The sequence below is a fragment of the Paenibacillus apii genome, from assembly GCF_011043685.1.
GTDB classification, from domain to species: Bacteria; Bacillota; Bacilli; order Paenibacillales; family Paenibacillaceae; genus Paenibacillus_AQ; species Paenibacillus_AQ sabinae.
Genome location: NZ_JAAKGU010000006.1, coordinates 15,217 through 34,410 on the forward strand (window position 1 = coordinate 15,217; position 19,194 = coordinate 34,410).

16 protein-coding genes and 1 other annotated feature are annotated in these 19,194 nt (G+C 54.5%); all 16 genes read right to left on the minus strand.

What is annotated here, in order from left to right; all coding sequences use genetic code 11:
* Positions 1 to 61: 61 nt before the first annotated feature.
* The 16 genes from mreD to G5B47_RS26040 all read right to left on the minus strand — a co-directional run bounded on the left by mreD (position 62) and on the right by G5B47_RS26040 (position 19,190).
* Positions 62 to 592 (minus strand): rod shape-determining protein MreD, encoded by a 531-nt coding sequence (mreD, locus tag G5B47_RS14120; RefSeq protein ID WP_165099170.1) that lies wholly within the window; start codon positions 590 to 592, stop codon positions 62 to 64.
* Positions 589 to 1,467: a rod shape-determining protein MreC gene (gene mreC, locus G5B47_RS14125; RefSeq protein ID WP_165099173.1), complete on the minus strand. Its 879-nt coding sequence runs from the start codon at positions 1,465 to 1,467 to the stop codon at positions 589 to 591. The genes mreD and mreC overlap by 4 nt, the downstream gene beginning before the upstream one ends.
* 64 nt (positions 1,468 to 1,531) lie before the next feature.
* Entirely contained in the window at positions 1,532 to 2,566 is a 1,035-nt protein-coding gene (locus G5B47_RS14130; RefSeq protein ID WP_165099176.1) for a rod shape-determining protein, read from the minus strand.
* 41 nt (positions 2,567 to 2,607) lie between these two features.
* Complete coding sequence (gene radC / locus G5B47_RS14135) at positions 2,608 to 3,297, minus strand: RadC family protein (RefSeq protein WP_025336039.1); 690 nt, start codon at positions 3,295 to 3,297, stop codon at positions 2,608 to 2,610.
* Positions 3,298 to 3,640: 343 nt separating this feature from the next.
* Positions 3,641 to 4,360 (minus strand): Maf family protein, encoded by a 720-nt coding sequence (locus G5B47_RS14140; protein ID WP_165099179.1) that lies wholly within the window; start codon positions 4,358 to 4,360, stop codon positions 3,641 to 3,643.
* 31 nt (positions 4,361 to 4,391) lie between these two features.
* Complete coding sequence (locus G5B47_RS14145) at positions 4,392 to 4,637, minus strand: DUF4321 domain-containing protein (protein ID WP_025336041.1); 246 nt, start codon at positions 4,635 to 4,637, stop codon at positions 4,392 to 4,394.
* Between the two features lie 131 nt (positions 4,638 to 4,768).
* The gene (locus tag G5B47_RS14150; protein WP_165099182.1) at positions 4,769 to 6,118 is read right to left on the minus strand and encodes an SPOR domain-containing protein; all 1,350 of its coding nucleotides are present in this window, start codon (positions 6,116 to 6,118) and stop codon (positions 4,769 to 4,771) included.
* Positions 6,119 to 6,206: 88 nt separating this feature from the next.
* Positions 6,207 to 6,989 carry a (S)-acetoin forming diacetyl reductase gene (locus tag G5B47_RS14155; RefSeq protein WP_165099185.1) on the minus strand — a complete coding sequence of 261 codons (783 nt, stop codon included), beginning with the start codon at positions 6,987 to 6,989 and terminating at the stop codon, positions 6,207 to 6,209.
* Positions 6,990 to 7,407: 418 nt separating this feature from the next.
* On the minus strand, positions 7,408 to 8,589 hold the full coding sequence (locus G5B47_RS14160) for a GGDEF domain-containing protein (RefSeq protein ID WP_165099188.1): 1,182 nt from the start codon (positions 8,587 to 8,589) through the stop codon (positions 7,408 to 7,410).
* A 165-nt stretch (positions 8,590 to 8,754) separates the two neighbouring features.
* Entirely contained in the window at positions 8,755 to 10,140 is a 1,386-nt protein-coding gene (gene murC / locus G5B47_RS14165) for a UDP-N-acetylmuramate--L-alanine ligase (protein ID WP_165099192.1), read from the minus strand.
* 7 nt (positions 10,141 to 10,147) lie between these two features.
* Positions 10,148 to 11,524 carry a bifunctional folylpolyglutamate synthase/dihydrofolate synthase gene (locus G5B47_RS14170; protein WP_165099195.1) on the minus strand — a complete coding sequence of 459 codons (1,377 nt, stop codon included), beginning with the start codon at positions 11,522 to 11,524 and terminating at the stop codon, positions 10,148 to 10,150.
* Between the two features lie 5 nt (positions 11,525 to 11,529).
* Complete coding sequence (locus tag G5B47_RS14175) at positions 11,530 to 14,163, minus strand: valine--tRNA ligase (RefSeq protein WP_235957184.1); 2,634 nt, start codon at positions 14,161 to 14,163, stop codon at positions 11,530 to 11,532.
* Positions 14,164 to 14,352: 189 nt separating this feature from the next.
* Positions 14,353 to 14,645: a binding site (T-box leader), on the minus strand.
* Between the two features lie 489 nt (positions 14,646 to 15,134).
* Positions 15,135 to 15,620 (minus strand): DUF559 domain-containing protein, encoded by a 486-nt coding sequence (locus G5B47_RS14180; RefSeq protein WP_328804538.1) that lies wholly within the window; start codon positions 15,618 to 15,620, stop codon positions 15,135 to 15,137.
* A gap of 273 nt (positions 15,621 to 15,893) precedes the next feature.
* The gene (locus G5B47_RS14185) at positions 15,894 to 17,087 is read right to left on the minus strand and encodes a DUF5808 domain-containing protein (protein WP_165099199.1); all 1,194 of its coding nucleotides are present in this window, start codon (positions 17,085 to 17,087) and stop codon (positions 15,894 to 15,896) included.
* A gap of 219 nt (positions 17,088 to 17,306) precedes the next feature.
* Complete coding sequence (locus tag G5B47_RS14190) at positions 17,307 to 17,702, minus strand: GntR family transcriptional regulator (RefSeq protein WP_165099201.1); 396 nt, start codon at positions 17,700 to 17,702, stop codon at positions 17,307 to 17,309.
* Positions 17,703 to 17,852: 150 nt separating this feature from the next.
* A complete protein-coding gene (locus G5B47_RS26040; RefSeq protein WP_165099204.1) occupies positions 17,853 to 19,190 on the minus strand; it encodes a LysM peptidoglycan-binding domain-containing protein in 1,338 nt (445 codons plus the stop codon).
* Positions 19,191 to 19,194: the final 4 nt, after the last annotated feature.

Below are 19,194 nucleotides of genomic sequence, written 5' to 3' on the forward strand. Positions count from 1 at the left end.
TCATTCATTCGTGCCGCGCCCTTCAAGTTCCTGCTTTTATCCAAGAGAAATTACGCCGGTCTTACGCATTCTCTTCTTTGCGCGTCTCATTCTTCAGCTTCTCGAGCTGACGGCGGACGGGAATGTACAGCAAAAGTCCGAGGGCAAAATGAACAAGCATGGTGGGCAGCATATAGTTCATCAGCGCCCAGTTGTACGGCTCGCGATTCAGCTTGAAGATGCTGTAAATACCAAACAGAATGCTGTCTTCAAGCCAGCTCCCCAGCAGCAGAATCGTCATCATCAGCGGCAGCGGCGCCCGGGGCGCCTGGAAGATCAGGCCGATCAAATAAGCCGACACCCCCATAGCGAAGGAATGGGCTCCGATGATCCTGCCGTAAAAAACGATATCATGCAGCATGCCGAAGATTAAGCCCAGCAAAAGCGCCGCATGCCTGTGATGATACACCGTAGCAAATAAAATAACGATAAGGACAAGATCCGGGACAATCCGCATTTCCCACGAGTCAGGTATAATCCAGGGCAGTACGGTGCCCTGAAGAATGAACAACAGAAACAACAGCAAAATGAGAACCGACCTGCGCGCTCTCACTGCGGCCCCTCCGGAGTAAAGACGACAAGCAGCTGCTTCCAGTCCTCATATTCGGCCGCCGGCTTGATGACCGCGGTTTTGGTCAGTCCGAACTCCCCGTCATCGACGCTCTCGACGGTACCGATCGTTAGCCCCCGCGGGTAGAGACCGCCCAGTCCAGACGAAATAACGGTGTCCCCCTCGGCGATCGGGTCCTTCTCGTCAATCCGAGTCATAATGAGCCTGCCGGTCTGCTGGTTGTAACGCTCAATCATGCCGAACGTCTGGTCGATCTTGCCGATGGCCGTGGCGGCGATCGGCGGCTGTGAATTCGGATCGCTGCTGTCCATCATCGTCAGCAACTTCACCGTGGACGTAAAGTTGCTCACCTGGCTGATGATGCCGACCATGCCCTTTTCGGAAATAACGGCCATATTCGGTTTGACGCCGTCCCGCGCCCCCAAATCAATCACGAGCGAATTGTTGCTCGGCTCCGTTGTCAGGCTGATCACCTGGGCGTAATGATACTCGTAATTATATTTCGTTCTCTGCGCCTGCGTTAAATTCCACAGCCGTTTATAGTGTTCGTTGTCGGCCTTTATCTGGTTGTATTCGGCCTTCTCCCGGGTATACTGCGCGGCGATGATCTTCAGCCGCTCGTTCTCCTCGGCCAGATCTTTCAAGTTGCCGATATCTTCAAACAAGCCCGCTACGAATCCAGCGGGCTTATAAAACAGATTCTGCACAAAACCGGTAGTATCCCTGACGAAGTTCTCGGGCCACGATAGCGACTTTCTTGTTCCGAGAGAGAAGCCCATGACCACAATAAAAAGCACCAGCGTAATCAATAGAATAAATAGTCGCTTATTGCCAAACAGCTTAAACAGTTTCAACACCCTCTAACAACCGTTTTCTCTCCGCTAAAGAGGTTTCCTTCGTCCTTCCCTCTCCCTACACTTCCTACCGTTTTGAGCGAAAAGCTCCGTTGCCGCGGGTCTTGAACAGATGAATATTGTCCAGCGCTTTGCCGGTGCCGATCGCCACGCAATCGAGCGGATTCTCGGCCACGATAACGGGCATGCCGGTCTCACGAGCCAGCAGCTTGTCAAGATTGCGCAGCAGGGCGCCCCCGCCGGTCAGAACAATTCCGCGGTCCATAATGTCGGCGGCAAGCTCCGGCGGACATTTCTCCAGCGTTACTTTCACCGCTTCGGTAATCGCATTGACCGTATCGGCCAGCGCTTCGGAAATCTCATCCGATGTGATCGTTAGCGTCTTGGGCAGTCCGGTTACGAGATCCCGTCCGCGGATTTCCATCGTCTCCGCCTTCTCAAGCGGCAGTGCGGAGCCAACATCCATTTTCAGCTGTTCAGCGGTGCGTTCCCCGATCATGAGGTTGTACTGGCGCTTGATGTACTGGATAATCGACTCGTCCATTTCGTCTCCGGCCACGCGCACGGACCGGCTGGTCACAATGCCGCCGAGCGAGATGACGGCGACCTCCGTCGTGCCTCCGCCGATATCGACGACCATGCTGCCTGTCGGTTCCCATACCGGCAGGTCGGCTCCGATCGCAGCCGCGAACGGCTCCTCGATAATATACGCTTCGCGCGCTCCCGCCTGCTTGGTCGCATCTTCCACGGCGCGCTGCTCCACGGCAGTAATCCCCGAAGGGACGCATACCATAACGTTCGGATGGCGCTGGAACATGGACCTCTGCTTCTGGGCCTGGCGGATAAAGTATTTAATCATCGTAGCGGTTGTATCGAAATCGGCGATAACCCCGTCCTTCATAGGCCGGATCGCGCGGATATTTCCCGGTGTGCGGCCGATCATTTTTTTGGCGGATTCCCCTACGGCTTCAATCGTTTTCGTATCGGTACGGATTGCGACAACGGATGGCTCTCTGACCACAATGCCTTTTCCGCGGACGTAAACCAGTGTATTTGCCGTTCCCAAGTCAATTCCCAAATCTTTAGTAAAGCCACCTATCATGCTGTAAACTCCCTTTCCTGTCAATGTGCATCGTTTAATTTTTACATTAGGCCTCGTTCTTTCATACTGACAAAACCGTCATCGCCGATAATGAGATGGTCCAGCACGTCAATCCCGACAATTTCCCCCGCCTCAAGCAGTCTCCGGGTCAAGGCAATATCCTCCGGACTCGGTGTCGGGTCGCCGCTGGGGTGGTTATGCGCACATATAATGGAAGCGCTGCTGCATTTGATGGCTGCCCGAAATACCTCTCTGGGATGAACAATGGAGGCGTTAAGACTGCCCATCGACAGCGTTTCCTGCGCAATCACGTGATTTTTTGTATTCAAAAACAGGCAGACAAAATGCTCCTTCTGCAGATAACGCAGCTGCTCGGTCAATATGTCCGCCGCATCATGCGGGCTGCGAATCGTAACCGGCTGATCCAGCCGCGTGTTCGCCATCCGGCGTCCCAGCTCCATGCCGGCCTTCAGCTGTACAGCTTTGGCGGGACCGATTCCCTTGATTTGCGTCAATTCTTCAATGCTAAGGTCGGCCAGACGGCGAAGACCGCCCACCTGTCCCAATATACGCTGCGCCACATGGATCGCCGATTCCCGGCGGGTTCCCGTCCGCAGCAGAATAGCCAGCAGCTCGGCCTGGCTGAGTGATTCCGCCCCATATTGCATCATGCGCTCTCTAGGTCGTTCTTCATGGGGAAGGTCTCGCAGCATAAATGTCGACGATTCCATCCCTGTTCTCTTCCTTTCAGCCTTCTAGCACAGGTGGCTGTATAAAGTATGATAGATATTGCTTACCTATACCGGACAAGACCGGGCAAGCCTGAAATGATTCCAGGCATCGCCAATATCTTACACCCTAAATCATTATACGGGTAAAGCCTGCTCAATACAAATATAATTCGGGAGGGGTAAGGATTACCAAATGGCGAAACCTTGCGATGCAAAAAGACTCTTCCAAGCCGTTGTTCCGGCATGAAAGAGTCCATGGCACAAGCCTTCTTCGAAGACCGCTTTGCAAAACTCCGATGCTTCAGTGCGTTCCTGTCGTCTGTAAGTTGTTTCGCCTTCCGCCTCAGCCGATGTTGAAAGGACTGATGCTGTATCGCAGCAGCATTTGGTACAGCAGATTCAGCGGAAGCCCCATTACACTGTAAAAGTCGCCTTCAATCTTCTCGATAAAAACAGAACCAATCCCCTGTATCCCGTACGAGCCCGCCTTATCCAGAGGCTCGCCTGTCCGGATATAGCCGCCGATTTCCTCCCCCGACATCGGCCGAAATGTAACCTGGCTTTCCGTGTAGCCGGCCATCACCGCAGGCGTCCCTGCCGGCGATTCGGAGAGAATGCTGAATTGTCCAAGATCGCCCAGCCTTATCGTCTCGCCGCCGCGTGTCCCAAGCTCCTCTAAACGGAGATTAGCCTTGACTCCCCGGTCCCCAAGCCTGATGCAGGCCAGGCCTGTATACACCTTATGGCTTCGCCCCTGCAGGGCGGTTAGCATCTCCCTGCTCTCTTCCTCATCCGCCGGCTTGCCGAGGACCAGGCCGTCCAGGACGACAATCGTGTCGCTCCCTACGATGACGGCGTCCCGCTTTCCCGCAAGCGGAAGGACCGCTTCCGCCTTGCGGAGGGCAAGCTCGCTGACGATGCGTTCAGGCGCCCATTCCGGCGGGAAGCTTTCGTCCGCTTCACTCGGTATGACTTCAAGGGGAAGCCCCAGTAACGATAAAAGCTCCCGGCGGCGAGGCGAACCGGAAGCAAGAATGATCGAAGGTATGCTGTTGTCGTTCACGTCGCATTATCCCTTTCCATACGTTAAATAGCTATTTTCTGCGGTACAGCCAGACGGCGATGATAATCCCGGCCAGACTAAGCAGACATAGCTTCAGCCGAATCGTAATGTCATAGCTGATGATATCCAGGTCGGCTTGCGGCGACCATTTGATCAAAGTGGACTTGGTCAGGAACGACAGCGCCTTAACCGGCTGCAGCAGCCTGGCGATCCAAGAGCCGGCCAGCCAGCCAAGAATAAGAAACAACAGTAGCGTACCCACATTTTTCTTCTTCATTCGACGGTCTTCCCTCACCTTTGTGACATCTTCAATATTATACGTTGAAAAGACGTTGAAATACAACGCAAAATCCGCCGCGCAAAGGTTGCCCCTTCCGCGGCGGATTCTTAGTTCCAGTCTGCCACAGCCTATCCTTGTTCCATTGCGGCCATCAGCCTTTTCTGGCCGCTCAGCATTTCGAGCATAGAGGATTGCACTTCCCAGAGCAGGCCGTCCGCCTTGCTCTTGCCATATTCACTCAATGCCGATACACCCCGGCTGACGGATTTCTCCAGCTCTTTCGCGACGACCCGTTCATTGGGTGTTAGACCCGCTTCAAGCGCCTTCGCCGCTTCAGACCACTGCAGATGGAGATCGCTCACCTTTGTCATGTCCGCAGCGGGATCGCCGCCAAGCAGCGCCGCGGACAGCGAGCTCAGCTCGCCGAGCAGCGCTCTGCTGGCTTGGAAATACTGGGCGACCGTTTCCCCGTCTCCGTTAAATACCAGCCTGCTTTCGCCCGGAAGCGTGACTTCCTTAACGTACAGGTCGATGCCCTGCGCCTCCAGTTTGCCCCCGAGCAGCTTCGCCTGTTCCCGGTCGGATGACAATCCGGCGTATACCCGGTTGCCATCCTCCGGGTCGATGTCTGCGGCCAGCCCGGCGTTCATCAGCTCCTGCTTCGCCTGCGCCGCTCCTTCCGGCGTGCTGAATACGCCGTACTGGAGCAGATAATAGCTCTGCGCCTCTACCTGTACGGGAATCGCCGGGGCGTTAGCCGCATTGCCCGAGGTATGTTGACCCGCGGCTGAATTTGACGACGCCGTATTCGCGGAATCGCCGTTATTGACCCCGCCGATAAAAGTCAGCGCAGCATATCCAAGCATCAGGCCGATGCCGATGGCGCCCGCAACCGAAGCCGGGAACTTCCACCAAGAGGAGGGACGGCGGGTTGTGTAGTATCCCCCGCCGTCGTTGAGCGGCTCCTCCTCCAATTCCGGGAAAGGGCCTCTGGCCGCTGGACCGTCCTCTTCCGAATACGCCGGAGAGCCGTAATCAAAATCGGCATAGCTTCCATCGGTTCCGGTCTGTCCTTCCCGCCAATCTCCGATCCTGCGGGAGCGGAGAAACGATTCGCGCAGCAGTTCACTGTCCACAGAGCCGTCACTGCCCCGTCCATCAAGATTGCCGTCGTCCCGATCATCCCGAACGTTCCGATCATTCCGATTGGGGCTGCCGCCAAAAGTTTTCTTGTTATCGTAGTAAGCCTGTTCCAGTTCCTCCAGCCGATATTCCCGGTCCTGGAAATGGCCCCGCAGATGCACGGGTTCCTGGGCTATTCCCTGCCGGCTGCTCCCAGCCGTACGCCGGGCTTCGTCCAGACTGTATATTTCGGCCTGCTGCTCGGTCTTCGCCTGTTCCGGTACGGATTCCGGCTGAAGCTCCTTCAGCTTGTCCTTTCCGGCATCGAACCGGAATGTCATTCTTCCGTTACTCAATCCGTCCACCTCACCTTGTCCAGTCTATATCAAAAGATATGATAGACAGTAGAGAAGTATGCTTACGGATTGAAAGTTCTCTCTTAAATTACTTGAAGACCATCCCGCCGTCAATCAGCGGCGATTGGCCGGTCATATAATCGGAATCTGGACCTGCAAGGAAGGAAACAAAAGCGGCGACATCCTCCGGCGTCGACAGACGTCCGAGCGTGATTTTGCTGCCGAATTCCTTGGTTGCTTCGCCTTGCTCTTCCCCTTTAGCGTTGGTGATTTGTTTATCGATGGAACCCCACATTGGCGTCTGCACAATACCGGGGCAATAAGCGTTTACGGTGATGCCGTATTTAGCCAGCTCCTGGGCGGCGGTCTGTGTCAGGGAACGGACCGCGAATTTCGAAGCGGAGTATACGCTGAGACTTGCATTGCCGACATGGCCGGCCTGCGAAGAGGCGTTGACGATCTTACCCCCGTGTCCCAGTTCCTTAAGCTTGGCCGTAGCGGCTTGGATTCCCCAGACAACGCTGGCGACATTGATATGAAATACTTTGTCCAAGTCATCGAGAGTTACTTCTTCAATCATTTTTACAGGCGCAATACCGGCATTATTGACAATCACATCGAAGCCTCCCAGCTTCGAGGCCGTTTCTTCTACCGCGGCAAACACCTCATCACGGTTAGAAACATCAGCTTTGAGGGCGATGGAGCGGCCGCCAGCCGCTTCGATTTCCCCGGCGACTTTGTTCGCATTGTCCTCATTCAGGTCCACTACAGCAACAGCAAATCCGTCTTGACTAAGTCGAAGTGCAATCGCCCGGCCGATCCCTTGTCCTCCTCCGGTTACAAGCGCCACTTTACCGTCAACTCTACTCATTTTCGTGCATCTCCTTTTGTACGTATAATTTGAAAGAATTAGGCAGCACGGCAAACGATTAGTACTATTTGCCCTAAACCACTATAGCATTCTGGATTGAAAAGGAAATAAAACCATGGATATTTTCAGAAAACCATCAAACAATTTTCAACAAGTCTTAACAAAACGGATGCATTTTTGTCTAATTTCACTTTTTTTGACATTATAAAAGGACCCCCGAGTTCCTTAAACAGGAAAATGAGGGTCCTTCGTTTTGGCAACCTTAAAAGGCCATCTAATATCCGCCGATTCGCGAGACCAAAAACTGCCGCAGCACGGCAAATTCCCGACTGGCCCGGATTTCGCCGAATGGACGCCGCGCATCTCCAGTTGCCTGCCTGTCGGCAAAACGGGGGCAAAATGATAGTGTACAGCAAAGTCACCTCCGCACCAGCCCTTCCGGCGGGCGGCTGCGTACCACACGGTTTCTTCCTTCATCCTTCGCTTTGTAGAGCGCGGCATCGCTAAGCTTGTAGAGCAGGTCCAGCTGCGGCTTGTTGTCCGGGATCACGGTAATCACGCCTATACTGATCGTATATTGGAGATTATGGCCTTCAATCCGCGAATTCATGACGGCTTGTCTAAGCTGCTCCGCTTTCCTGTCGCTCTCCTCCTCGCCCGCGCCCGGCAGCAGAATAGCGAACTCTTCGCCCCCGTACCTGCCGAACAAATCTCTGGGGCCCAATAGAAACTCCACAGTCGCGGCAAAATTCCGGAGGGCGCTGTCCCCAGCGACATGTCCGTAGTTGTCATTGACCCGTTTGAAATGATCGATGTCGATCAGCAGAAAAGATATCGGCTCTCTCCGCTCCGCCGCGGCAGCAGCGGCAAGCTGCGCCTGAACAATAAATGCTCTGCGGTTCAAAATTCCGGTCAGCTCATCGACATTCGCCATCCTTTTAAGCTCGTCGTAAGACCGCTCCCTTGACAATAGAACAAAGCCGACAGTTCCCAGAATCATGATCAAAAACATGCCGATATAGTAGAGATGCTGAGCCAGCCCCGGCGAGAAAATATTCATATCCCGTTCCGAGAAAAGCGCGGAAAACGCCCTGGCCAGCAGGATGGAGGCTAGCACCGAGTACACCAGTCCCATAACGGTCTGAAGCGGCGATCCTTCTTTGGACGTTGTAAAGCGGTAAGCGGGGAATCCGACGAACAGCACTGCCGCCAGGGAAGCGGATGCAATCCGAAGGTTGTCCGAATTATGGAAAAAATAAATCAGTCCGAAGCTCAGCACGCTTAGTGTCGTGATAATCACATAGTATCGCCGGGCTCCCGCCCTGAACTCTCCCGCCATCATCAGCAGGGCGATGATTTCCAGCCCTACGCCTCCAAGGATCAGCGCATTGCTCAGCAGAATCAGATGCGGACCCGGAAGATTGTCCCGAATCAGCACCAGCAGCCAGCCTGCCGCCTGCAGCCATTTGGAAACCGCAAAAGATGAATTCGCCTGATCATAGGGAGAGCGGAAACGGTATGCGAATATAAGCAGCACCATGAACATATTTCCGAGGATAAGCGTGATCAGCATTGTTCTTATGTCCAGCTGGAAATCCATGCGTTCACCACCAACATATACACGTAAAATGACGGGCAGCAAATCTGATGTGAGACAAGCATTAGCAAAACATTACCATACCAAGATGCTGAATTCTGTCGATTTATGGTGAATCCCTAAGAAAAAACGCATCCCCTTCATCAAGAGAATGCGTTAAGCTCCGTTTTATTTTGAGGCTCCGCGCTTCCGAAGATTATCCGCGAGCACATATCCGACTTTATAAATATCGCCCGCTCCCATCGTGATTACCAGATCGCCGGGAGCCAGACGGTCCTTAAGATCCGCAAGAACATCTTCTTTGGTCGGCAGGTGGCGTGCTCCGGGGTTGCTGTTCTGAATAATCAGCTCTACCAGCTTGGCCGAAGATACGCCTTCGATCTGTTTCTCGCCTGCCGGAGAGTAGATGTCGGTGATGATAACCTCATCCGCTTCTCCAAAAGCCCGGCTGAACGCGTCCAGCAGAAAAAAGGTGCGCGTGTAGCGCTGCGGCTGAAAGACCGCAATGATCCGCTTGCCCGTTGCTTTGGCCGCGCTGATTGTCGCCTGGATCTCCGTCGGATGATGGGCGTAATCGTCGATCACGAGAATATCGTCCGCTTCGCCGAGCACTTGAAAACGCCGTTTGGCCCCGTTGAATTTCACGATGGCCGAGGCGATGGCCGCGAACGGAATGCCCGCTTTCAGACAAGCGATAATCGTGGCCATCGCGTTGTACACATTATGCTGGCCGGGCACCGACAGCTCGACCCGTCCGAGCGCCGTAGCGCCATGATTCATCGTAAACGTTACCTGGCGGTCGCCGAGCGCAATATCGGTCGCGGTATAATCCGCCGCCGAGCGGATGCCGTAAGTCGTGACATTCGCCTTGATCTTGGGCAGAAGCGAGGTGACCGTCTCGTCGTCCGCGCAGACTATCGCCGTGCCGTCTTCGCGGAGCTGGCTCATGAACTGCACATACGCGCTCTTCAGGCGTTCGAAATCGCCGCCGTAATTCTCCAGATGATCGGCCTCGATGTTCGTGACAATCGCAAGCCAAGGATGGTACTGAAGGAAGGAACCGTCGCTCTCGTCCGCTTCGGCCACGACGAATTCTCCCTGACCCGCTTTGGCGTTCGTGCCGACGTTCATAATCTCCCCGCCGATGATATACGTAGGATCAACCCCGCATTCCTCCATGACAAGGGCGATCATCGACGAGGTCGTCGTTTTGCCGTGTGCTCCTGCAACGGCGACGCCCTTGCGCTCATTAAGCAGCCGGCCCAGCATCTGCGACCGGTGAAGAATCGGAATGTTCAGGCGCTCCGCCTCCACCCGCTCCACATTATCCTTCGACAAGGCAGTAGAATAGACGACGAGATCGGCGCCCTTGACCTGCTCCGCCGTATGGCCGATATATACCTTCGCGCCTTTGGCTATCAATTTCTCCGTCAGTTCCTGGGCGGCTACATCGGAGCCCGTTACCGTATATCCCATCTCCAGCATCACACGGGCAATAGCGCTCATCCCGTAACCGCCGATTCCTATAAAATGAACTCGTTCCGTAGTATCCAACAGTTAGTCACCAGCCTTTTTCAGAATCGGGTTGCCGCAAAAGCGCGCTCCGTACATCAGCGATCAAATAAAGCGTACCGGACACGACCGCCAAATCGTCTTCTTCCGTCATCGACTTCAGAAGCTGGAGCGCCTTGCCCCAATCATGCTCCACAATGATTTGCAAATGATCCTTGGCGTAGTTCTCACGCAGACTTTCCGCGATGAGCTGAAGGTGTTCCGCGTCCATTTTCTTCCGGAAATCCGGTTCGGTCAGGATAAGCGTATCCACTATAGGAAGTATATGCTTGAAGTACGATTCATGATGCTTGTTTGACAGCATACCCATCATTAAATTTAATTTTCGGTATTGATAGAACTTCGGAAGGCTCGATGCCAGGCTTTGCGCCCCCTCGGGGTTATGCGCGCCGTCCAGAACAATCCGCGGGCTGCCCGGAATTTCTTCCAGTCTTCCAGCCCAGAACGTGTGGCGAAAGCCGGCGAGCACATCTTTATCCTCGAGAATGAACGCCATGTACTGGCGCAGCACCTCCAGCGCCATCATGGCGCCGGCGGCGTTGGCCAGCTGATGCTCACCCTTCATGGCAATGCCGATATCGAGCGAGCGGAAAGGGCCCTTAAAGGTAAAGGTCTGCACCCCTTCCCCGGTCCCTTTGCTCTCATAGGTAAATTGCTCACCTGAGAGGTACAGGGTCGACTTGCAGGACGCTGCCTTATCCTTAAGCACGGAGACCGCTTCGGGCTGGGAAACGCTGCTGACGACCGGAACGCCGGGCTTGACAATGCCCGCTTTCTCGTAAGTGATTTTCTCAAGCGTATCTCCAAGAACATCCGTATGATCGTAGCCTACGTTCGTTATGACCGACACGATCGGGGTGACGATGTTCGTTACATCCATCCTTCCCCCGAGGCCTGTTTCCCATACGACAACGTCTGGATAGCACTCTTCGGCGTAATACAGAATGGCAAGCGCCGTCGTCACTTCGAACATCGTGGGGGAACCTAGCGGCGTTTCCGCAATCTCCTCCACCAGCGGATGCAGGCGGTTCGCAATCGCCGTCAGCGTCTCTTCGGGAATATCCTCGCCGTTATACTGAAACCGGTTCGTGAACTTCGTAATATACGGGGAAGTAAACGTCCCGACGGAATACCCGCATTGTCTAAGCACCGACGTCAGAAAAGCACAGGTCGAACCTTTGCCGTTCGTTCCCGCAACATGAATGAACTTCAGGCGGCGATGGGGATGCCCCAGTCTTTCCATCATCCGTTCGATCCGTTCAAGGCCCGGACGGATGCCGAAAGGAATGAGGCTGTTGATCCAATCCACCGCAGCTGTATAGGACTGTAAAGGGGCGGCTGAGCCGGCCCCGTTCATCTCTTCCATATCTGTTATCCTCTCAGCTCCGCGATACGGGCGAGCACTTTCTCGCGTTTGGCCGAGTAATCGGCCTGCTTGGCCCGTTCCTCTTCGATGACTTTAGCCGGCGCCTTGGCTACAAAGCCAGGGTTGCCGAGCTTCTTCTCCACGCGTTCCACTTCGCTGTTCAGCGTCTGCACTTCTTTTTCAAGCCGGGCAATTTCCTGCTCGATGTCGATCAGGCCCGACAGCGGCAGCAGCAGCTCGGCCCCCGTTACGACGGCAGACATCACCTTCTCCGGAGCCTCCGGATTCAGGCCCGCCTCAAAAGAGGATGTATTGGCGAAGCGGCTGATGTAGGCGTTGTTCCGCTCGATAATAGCGAGCGTCTCTTCGCTTCCGGCCTTGACGATCAGCTCGACTTTTTTGCTCATCGGCACATTCACTTCGGCCCGGATATTACGCACGGCGCGGATCATATCCATAAGCAGGTTCATCTCCGCCACCGCATCCGGATTCTCAAGCGCGGCATCGTACTGCGGCCAGGCTGCCAGCGTAATCGTCTCGCCTTCATGCGGCAGATGCTGCCAGATTTCCTCCGAAATGTACGGCATGAACGGATGAATCAGGCGCAGCGTGCGGTCGAGCACATAGGCCAGTACCGATTGCGTGCTGCGTTTGGCTTCCGTGTCCGAGCCGTACAGCGACAGCTTCGCGAACTCGATATACCAGTCGCAGAGATCGTCCCAGATGAAATTGTAAAGAAGTCGTCCGGTCTCGCCAAAATCGTATGCATTAATGAGACGCGAAATATCGCGGGAAGTTTCGTTCAGGCGGTGCAAAATCCAGCGGTCGGCGGTGCCGAGCTTACCGGAAATGTCGACATCTTCAAAGGATACGCCCTCCAGATTCATCAGCGCAAAGCGCGAGGCGTTCCAGATCTTGTTCGCAAAATTGCGGGCCTGCTCCACCTTCTCCCAGCGGAAGCGTAAGTCCTGTCCAGGCGTGCTGCCTGTTGAGATCATGAAGCGCATGGCGTCGGCGCCGTATTTCTCGATAACTTCGAGCGGATCAACGCCGTTGCCAAGCGACTTGGACATCTTCCGTCCTTCCGAGTCGCGGACAAGACCGTGAATCAGCACGTCGGAGAAAGGCTTCTCGCCGGTAAATTCCAGTGCCGTGAAGATCATCCGCGCCACCCAGAAATAGATGATATCGTAGCCCGTTACAAGCACGTCGGTCGGATAATAGCGCTGCATATCGGCGCTGTCATCCGGCCAGCCGAGCGTCGAGAACGGCCACAGACCCGAGCTGAACCACGTATCCAATACATCCTCGTCCTGCTTCAGATCGCTCAGGCCGCTGATCCGGCGCGCTTCCTCTTCGTCGCGGGCGACAACCATCTCGCCTGTCGATTCGGAATACCAGGCCGGAATGCGGTGGCCCCACCAGAGCTGGCGGGAAATACACCAATCGCGTACATTTTCGATCCAGTGCAGGTAAATCTTCTCGAACCGGTCCGGCACAAAATTCACGCCGCTGCCGTCTTTTTGCGCCTTAATCGCCGCTTCGGCGAGCGGCTGCATCGCCACGAACCACTGCGTCGACAAATAAGGCTCGACCACGGCTCCGGAGCGCTCGCTGTGTCCTACCTGATGGACATGATCCTCGATGGAAATGAGCACGCCTTGTTCTTTCAGGTCGGCGACAATGTTCTTGCGGCATTCGCTGCGGTCCTGACCCTGGTAAGGCCCCGCTTCGGCGTTCATCGTGCCGCTTTCGTCCATAACGACGATTTGCGGCAGATTGTGGCGCTGGCCAACCTCGAAGTCGTTCGGGTCGTGGGCAGGCGTAATCTTCACCGCGCCGCTGCCGAACTCTTTTTCCACGTATTCATCCGCAATAACCGGAATCTCGCGGCCGATGATTGGAAGAATCAGCGTCTTGCCGATCATGTCCTTGTAGCGCTCATCTTCCGGATGCACCGCTACCGCCGTATCGCCGAGCATCGTCTCCGGACGGGTGGTTGCCACGGTAATGAAGCCGCTGCCGTCCTTAAGCGGGTAACGCAGATGATAGAGATGTCCGTTAACTTCCTTGTACTCTACCTCGATGTCCGACAGGGCCGTGCGGGCGGCAGGGTCCCAGTTGATGATGCGTTTGCCGCGGTAGATCAGGCCCTTCTCGTACAGCTTGACGAAGACCTCGCGAACCGCCTTGGACAGCCCTTCATCCAGCGTGAACCGTTCGCGGCTGTAATCGAGCGACAGGCCCATTTTGGCCCACTGCTCATGAATCGTTGCGGCGTACTGGTCCTTCCACGCCCATACCTGCTCCAGGAACTTCTCGCGGCCGAGATCGTAGCGGGAGATATTTTGCGCGCGCAGCTTCTGCTCTACCTTGGTCTGCGTGGCGATGCCCGCATGGTCCGTTCCCGGCAGCCACAGCGTATCATAGCCCTGCATCCGCTTCGTGCGGATAAGAATATCCTGCAGCGTAAAATCGAGCGCATGCCCGATATGCAGCATCCCCGTTACGTTCGGCGGCGGAATGACAATCGTATACGGCTTCGCATCCGGGCGCTGTCCGGCCTTGAAGTAGCCGCCTTCCGCCCAGTAAGGATACCATTTCTGCTCCGCGGCTTTAGGGTCATAAGTGGTCGGCATCTCGGTCTTGGCGCCGTTTCCTGCCGGGCTGCCTCCGTTCTCTTCAAGCTCCGGCTGCTGCGCCGGCGTTAATTGATCTTGTTCTGCCATAGCTTTTTACCTCCGTATTTGTCTAACTGTCAAACGTAGAAACGGCTGTCACCGTCCGTTCCGGAAACGGAACTAAAATACAAAAAAGACCCTTCGCCCTCAAAGGACGAAAGGTCATTCTTTCGCGGTACCACCTTTGTTTCGCGTCATCCACCAAGATAACGGCGGAGCCGGCACCCTTACGAACACCCGGCCGACATAACGCGACACTCTATGCAGAAATAACGGCCTGCGGCCGGCTCGCTCTAACCTCATGGCCGTAACGGCCTTCTGAAGCTCAAGCGGGCGACTCCGGGGCGACTTCGGCTGGCTGCATCCTACGGAAGCTCACAGCTGCTGCATTCCGCTCTCTGAAGGGCTGACCGCCTACTCTTCCCGTTCCCAGTCTTTAAAGAAAATATGGCTTAATACCTTACATAATACAGTTTGAGTCCGGCATAGTCAACCGGGAGACGGTCTTAGCAGGACAATCGCTGACGAATTTTGACGAAAAGTTCATGGAGAGCGAGTCGGGAATCGGCAATCCGCAATTCGTAATCGGCAATCCGCAATTCGTAATCGGCAATCCGCAATCGGTAATCGGCAATCCGCATTAGGCAATCAGCAATCCTTACCTTGCAAAACAGCTAATGTGCAGGTTTTTTCGAGCAAAAGTCCGGTGTAACTGGGAGAACCTGCTATTGTGCAGGAATTTTCGGCTCCCCCGCCTACATTGGAGGTTGAACGGGCAAATAAATGTATTTTTGCAGGTACCCTATCCAGCGAAAGCTCCAACGCCGACAAAAGATGTACATTTTCAGGTTTTTTGCATCAATTGGTTCACCGCGCCTCGCTGCAGCTCGTACCGAACCACATGTTTGCCCGTTGCTCCGGTCACGGCGTTAAACAACCCTTTCCCGCAGAGTGCCTGCAGCATTCGAACCGCTGTGCGATGGTTGATGCTCAAATGAGTCTCCACATCGATCGGGCGGAGGGGGCGGGCGAGCATACAGGCAAGGGCGGATGATTTCCCGTTCCGCCACACTGTGCAGTTTAACCGGTGAAGACTGCGGCTGAAAGCGGCTGAGCACCATACGCAGAAGCGTGATGGTCCGCTCAGGATGATGAGCAACATCGTCATAGGCAAAAGAAATGACCTGAAAACCCATAGCTGTCAAAAAAGCTTCCCGGTTCAGCTCGTTGCAATATTTTTTTCTATCCATATCCGTGACGTGCGGGCCGAAACCTTTGATTTCGATAATGAGTCTCGCAAAGGGCGTAATCCAGGCAAAATCGCAGAAATAGGACAGCCCCCGCCAATCCAGAACTTCGTATTCCGGGTGCAAATGGTTGAACTCCCTAGAAGCGGCCACCATACATTGCAGCAAAATAGCTTCTCCGCCTCCCGATGCCCTCGCTCCAGGCGACCCTTTCGTTCTCCCGTTCTGCTCCGCAAGTGGTGCTGGATAAATGCCGCATGCGCTTCCTCAACATTCACTTCTGATCATCTCCTCTAAAATGAAAAAAACGCCCCGGCCCATTCGGTGGAATGGATCGGGACGTTCTTCGTCTCCTATACTTTAGTCTATCGTAAAATCGATCATTTCGCTATTACAGTCTGATTTGCAGCCACGGATATCTCACGGATATCTCATGGATATTTAATGTGTAATCGGAAGTTTGCCTCTAAGCTTCTCGAACGTCTGCCGGGTATCGTAAGCATTTCTATCGTTATACACAATATATTCTTCTGCAAGTCTGATGATAATATAAGGGGGCGAGTGCTTGAAAATATAGGCCCGGGTATTTCCCCAGCCTTTCAATCTAAAATGCCCTCTGGCATAGGTGTCGGTGGCGACGCCATTGGTCCGCATGCCTTCCGGCAGTTCGTTCTCCAGCCTAAGTTCACGGATTTGATCCAGCGAAAAAGAATAACCGTAACTTGGACTTTGCACATGCACGATTCCATCCGTACCAACCGTCAGTCTCGGCGCCATCCAATCTTCCCTGACCAAGAAAATCCCAAGGCCAGCAATAAACATGAAAACTAATGTAAAAATCACGCCTATTAAGACTTTGCTACTGCGCATCGCCATATTGAGTGTCAAGCCGAGTCCGGCCCGTTTGGGCACCAGCATGCTCCGGTCGTTTGGGTTATGGTAAGTAATCCCGTTAATCCAGTATTCATCATCATCGGTGTAAAATGGCTGGCCGTCTGCTTCAACAAGCCGTCTGCTCCACTCATTCATTTTTCGATCCGTGTACCAGGCAATGGCCAATGGCGCAACCGCTTGGATCGCGATCAAAGTATGCCAAACGACGCCAAAGTGAGCCAAGGTATTCAGTCCGGACAGCGTGGCAGCTGCAGCAAATACGGCATCCAGCATGGCGATCGCCAGGAACAGCATTGACCAGTATCTTCTTTGAGCCCGGTTAAGCCCCTCATTTATCGTGCTGTCGTCGCTATACACCTTGGTCCTCATACGCCGGAAAGCAAGAGACAGGAGAAAGAACAGCAGCGTCATTCCGGTTGCCTGAGCGCCCATCACCATCCCAAATTCGCTGGAAGAACGCCACGCATAGAACATAACGGCCAAAGTGATCAGAAACGGCGCGATAAACCATATGGGAGAAATGGACATTTTTTTCTTCAAAAAAATAAGCGTAGTATCAGCCCGGACGACGTGCCGTTCTCCGATACTCCATTCATGCGCACGCTTGATCCGGGCCGCGGCACGGTGATACTTCAAGAACAATCGGTATCCTGCCCACAGCACGATGCCCATCCAGACCCACCAGTACATATAGACCAGCGAAAAATAACGGCTGAGCGCAAACAGCGGCAGAATCGCCAATGCGCCAATGATGATAAAGAAGGTATTACTTCGGCGGAAGAAGCCCGGAGACTCTTCAATTCCTCGGCCTGGGAGGCATACTCCGGGATTCCGACACCGAAAATGATAACCCCACCTGTTATATGCGGACGTGTGCCGTAGGACAACTGTACAACCAGAAGGAAAATGAGGCATACAGGGAGCAAAATCAATACGAGTGTCATGTCGTTATCTCCATTTCTATTCCGCAATTGGACGCTGGCCGGCGGCGAGCGCGACAAAAATGTCCGCACAGGTGTCCAGGAACTCCTTGCGGCCAACCCCCTTCAGGCTCGCTTCGCTGATGACAAGGGTCAGCTCCTGTTCCAGCTTCTCCTTGTACTCCGCGTTTCCGCCCTCAGGCTTTGTTACCGTGGCGCCATGCCTGCGATCAATCGAAATAAACCCTTCGTTTTTCAGAGTGGCGAAGGCTTTATTTACCGTCATCGCATTTATGCCGAGCTCCTCCGCCAGCTGCCGGATCGTCGGCAGTTTCTCACCGTCCTGCAAATCGCCCCTGCCAATCGCCACGACCACCGCATTGCGAAGCTGCACATAAATAGGCGTTTCACTCTTGAAATCCAGCGTAATAATCATGCGATTCCTCCAGTTAATAAGTATTATTTATATTATATAATATAATACAAATAATACAGTAATAAAACACTCAACGCTCAGAAGCCACGACAAAAAAATCCCGGCTGCCCATCAGCCGGGATCGTCGTCAAGCTTATCACTCGAACTTCCTTAGGGAATATAAATGACCTGCCCCTCTTCCACCGTCTGGCCGGAGAGCCGGTTGTACAGAACGAGCTCCCGGGCGCTTAGCTGATATTTCTCCGCAATGGAATCCAGCGTCTCCTCGCGCTGCACAATGCAGAGCCGGACCTTGCGGAAAGCCTGCTCTCCGTCCTTGGTCCTCATAAATCTGCTCTTCCATTCGGAATCGTCGGACGATTCGGACGGAGTGACGGCCGCGGTTGAGGAGACATTTTTCTCCGCTGCAGCTTCCTCATTCTCGCTTCGGTTCTTGCCCGAGGACAACAGGGATGAGAAGCTTAAGTGCTCCTTGGCCTGCTGGCCGGTGTCTTTTTTGCTGCCGAGTCCAATCTTCAGATCAGGCTTCTCCTCCGGGGATTGGGCCGTCTCCGGGAAGCTGTCGGCTTCCGTCGCAAGCTGTTCCTCCGACGGACCGCTGCCTGTGGCAGCGAGGGAATCAAAGGAGACCGGGGCAGAAGCGTCTGCGAGATCCGGACTCTCGTCGTCGTCCGTGTCTGTGATCTCCTCCGTTTTCGAGGCGGATTTCCGGTCGCCGGCCAACGAGCTGCCGCCTGCGTTCGCACCACCCTGCGCAAAATGGCTCCAGCTGTCCGGACTCTTCCATTGGCCGCTGAGCTCCGTCTCTTGTTTCGCAATGAACGACTGGCCGTTCTCCGAATGAATCTCGGCATACCGGTCCTCCTCCAGATTCAAGTTGGGAAGCTCGTCGCTGTCTTCCTCCTGCGTGATTCCCGGAAATGCCTGATCGGCACCAAACGCTTCGATCTGCTCCCGCTCCTGGACGGCATCCTCTTCCGAACCTTCACCGTAAGTCCAGAGGGAATTTTCATACAATCCCTCCGCTCCATCCGCCGGGGCGTCGGACTTACCGGCTATCGCCCGGCCTCCCTCCTCCGGCGAATAAGCGACGGTAAATTCCTCGCTCTGCCAGGCGGGAACCGGCTCGGCCCCTCCTATGCCGCGCAGCGACAGTACACCGGTAATGTTCACGCTGCGCATCGTCAACAGATCAATATCGAAATTCTCAATTTCCACACCGATCTCTTCGAGCGAGCTGACCCGGGCCAGCGGCACCGTAATTTCAACCGGAATGGCGTGGTCCAGACGGTGGGTCCGGTCATCCTCGCTCCGGTACAGACCCGTCAACAGAAGCTGGCCGCGCAGCTCCGCCCGGTCTTCTCGCTGAATGACCTGAATATCCGGCAGCAGCTCAACCTCTTCCAGTTCGGATATCCCCGGAAGGTCTTGAGACAGGTGAATGCGTTCATAAATATCAAACCGCAGGCCGTGGGATTGGTCAAACACGGGA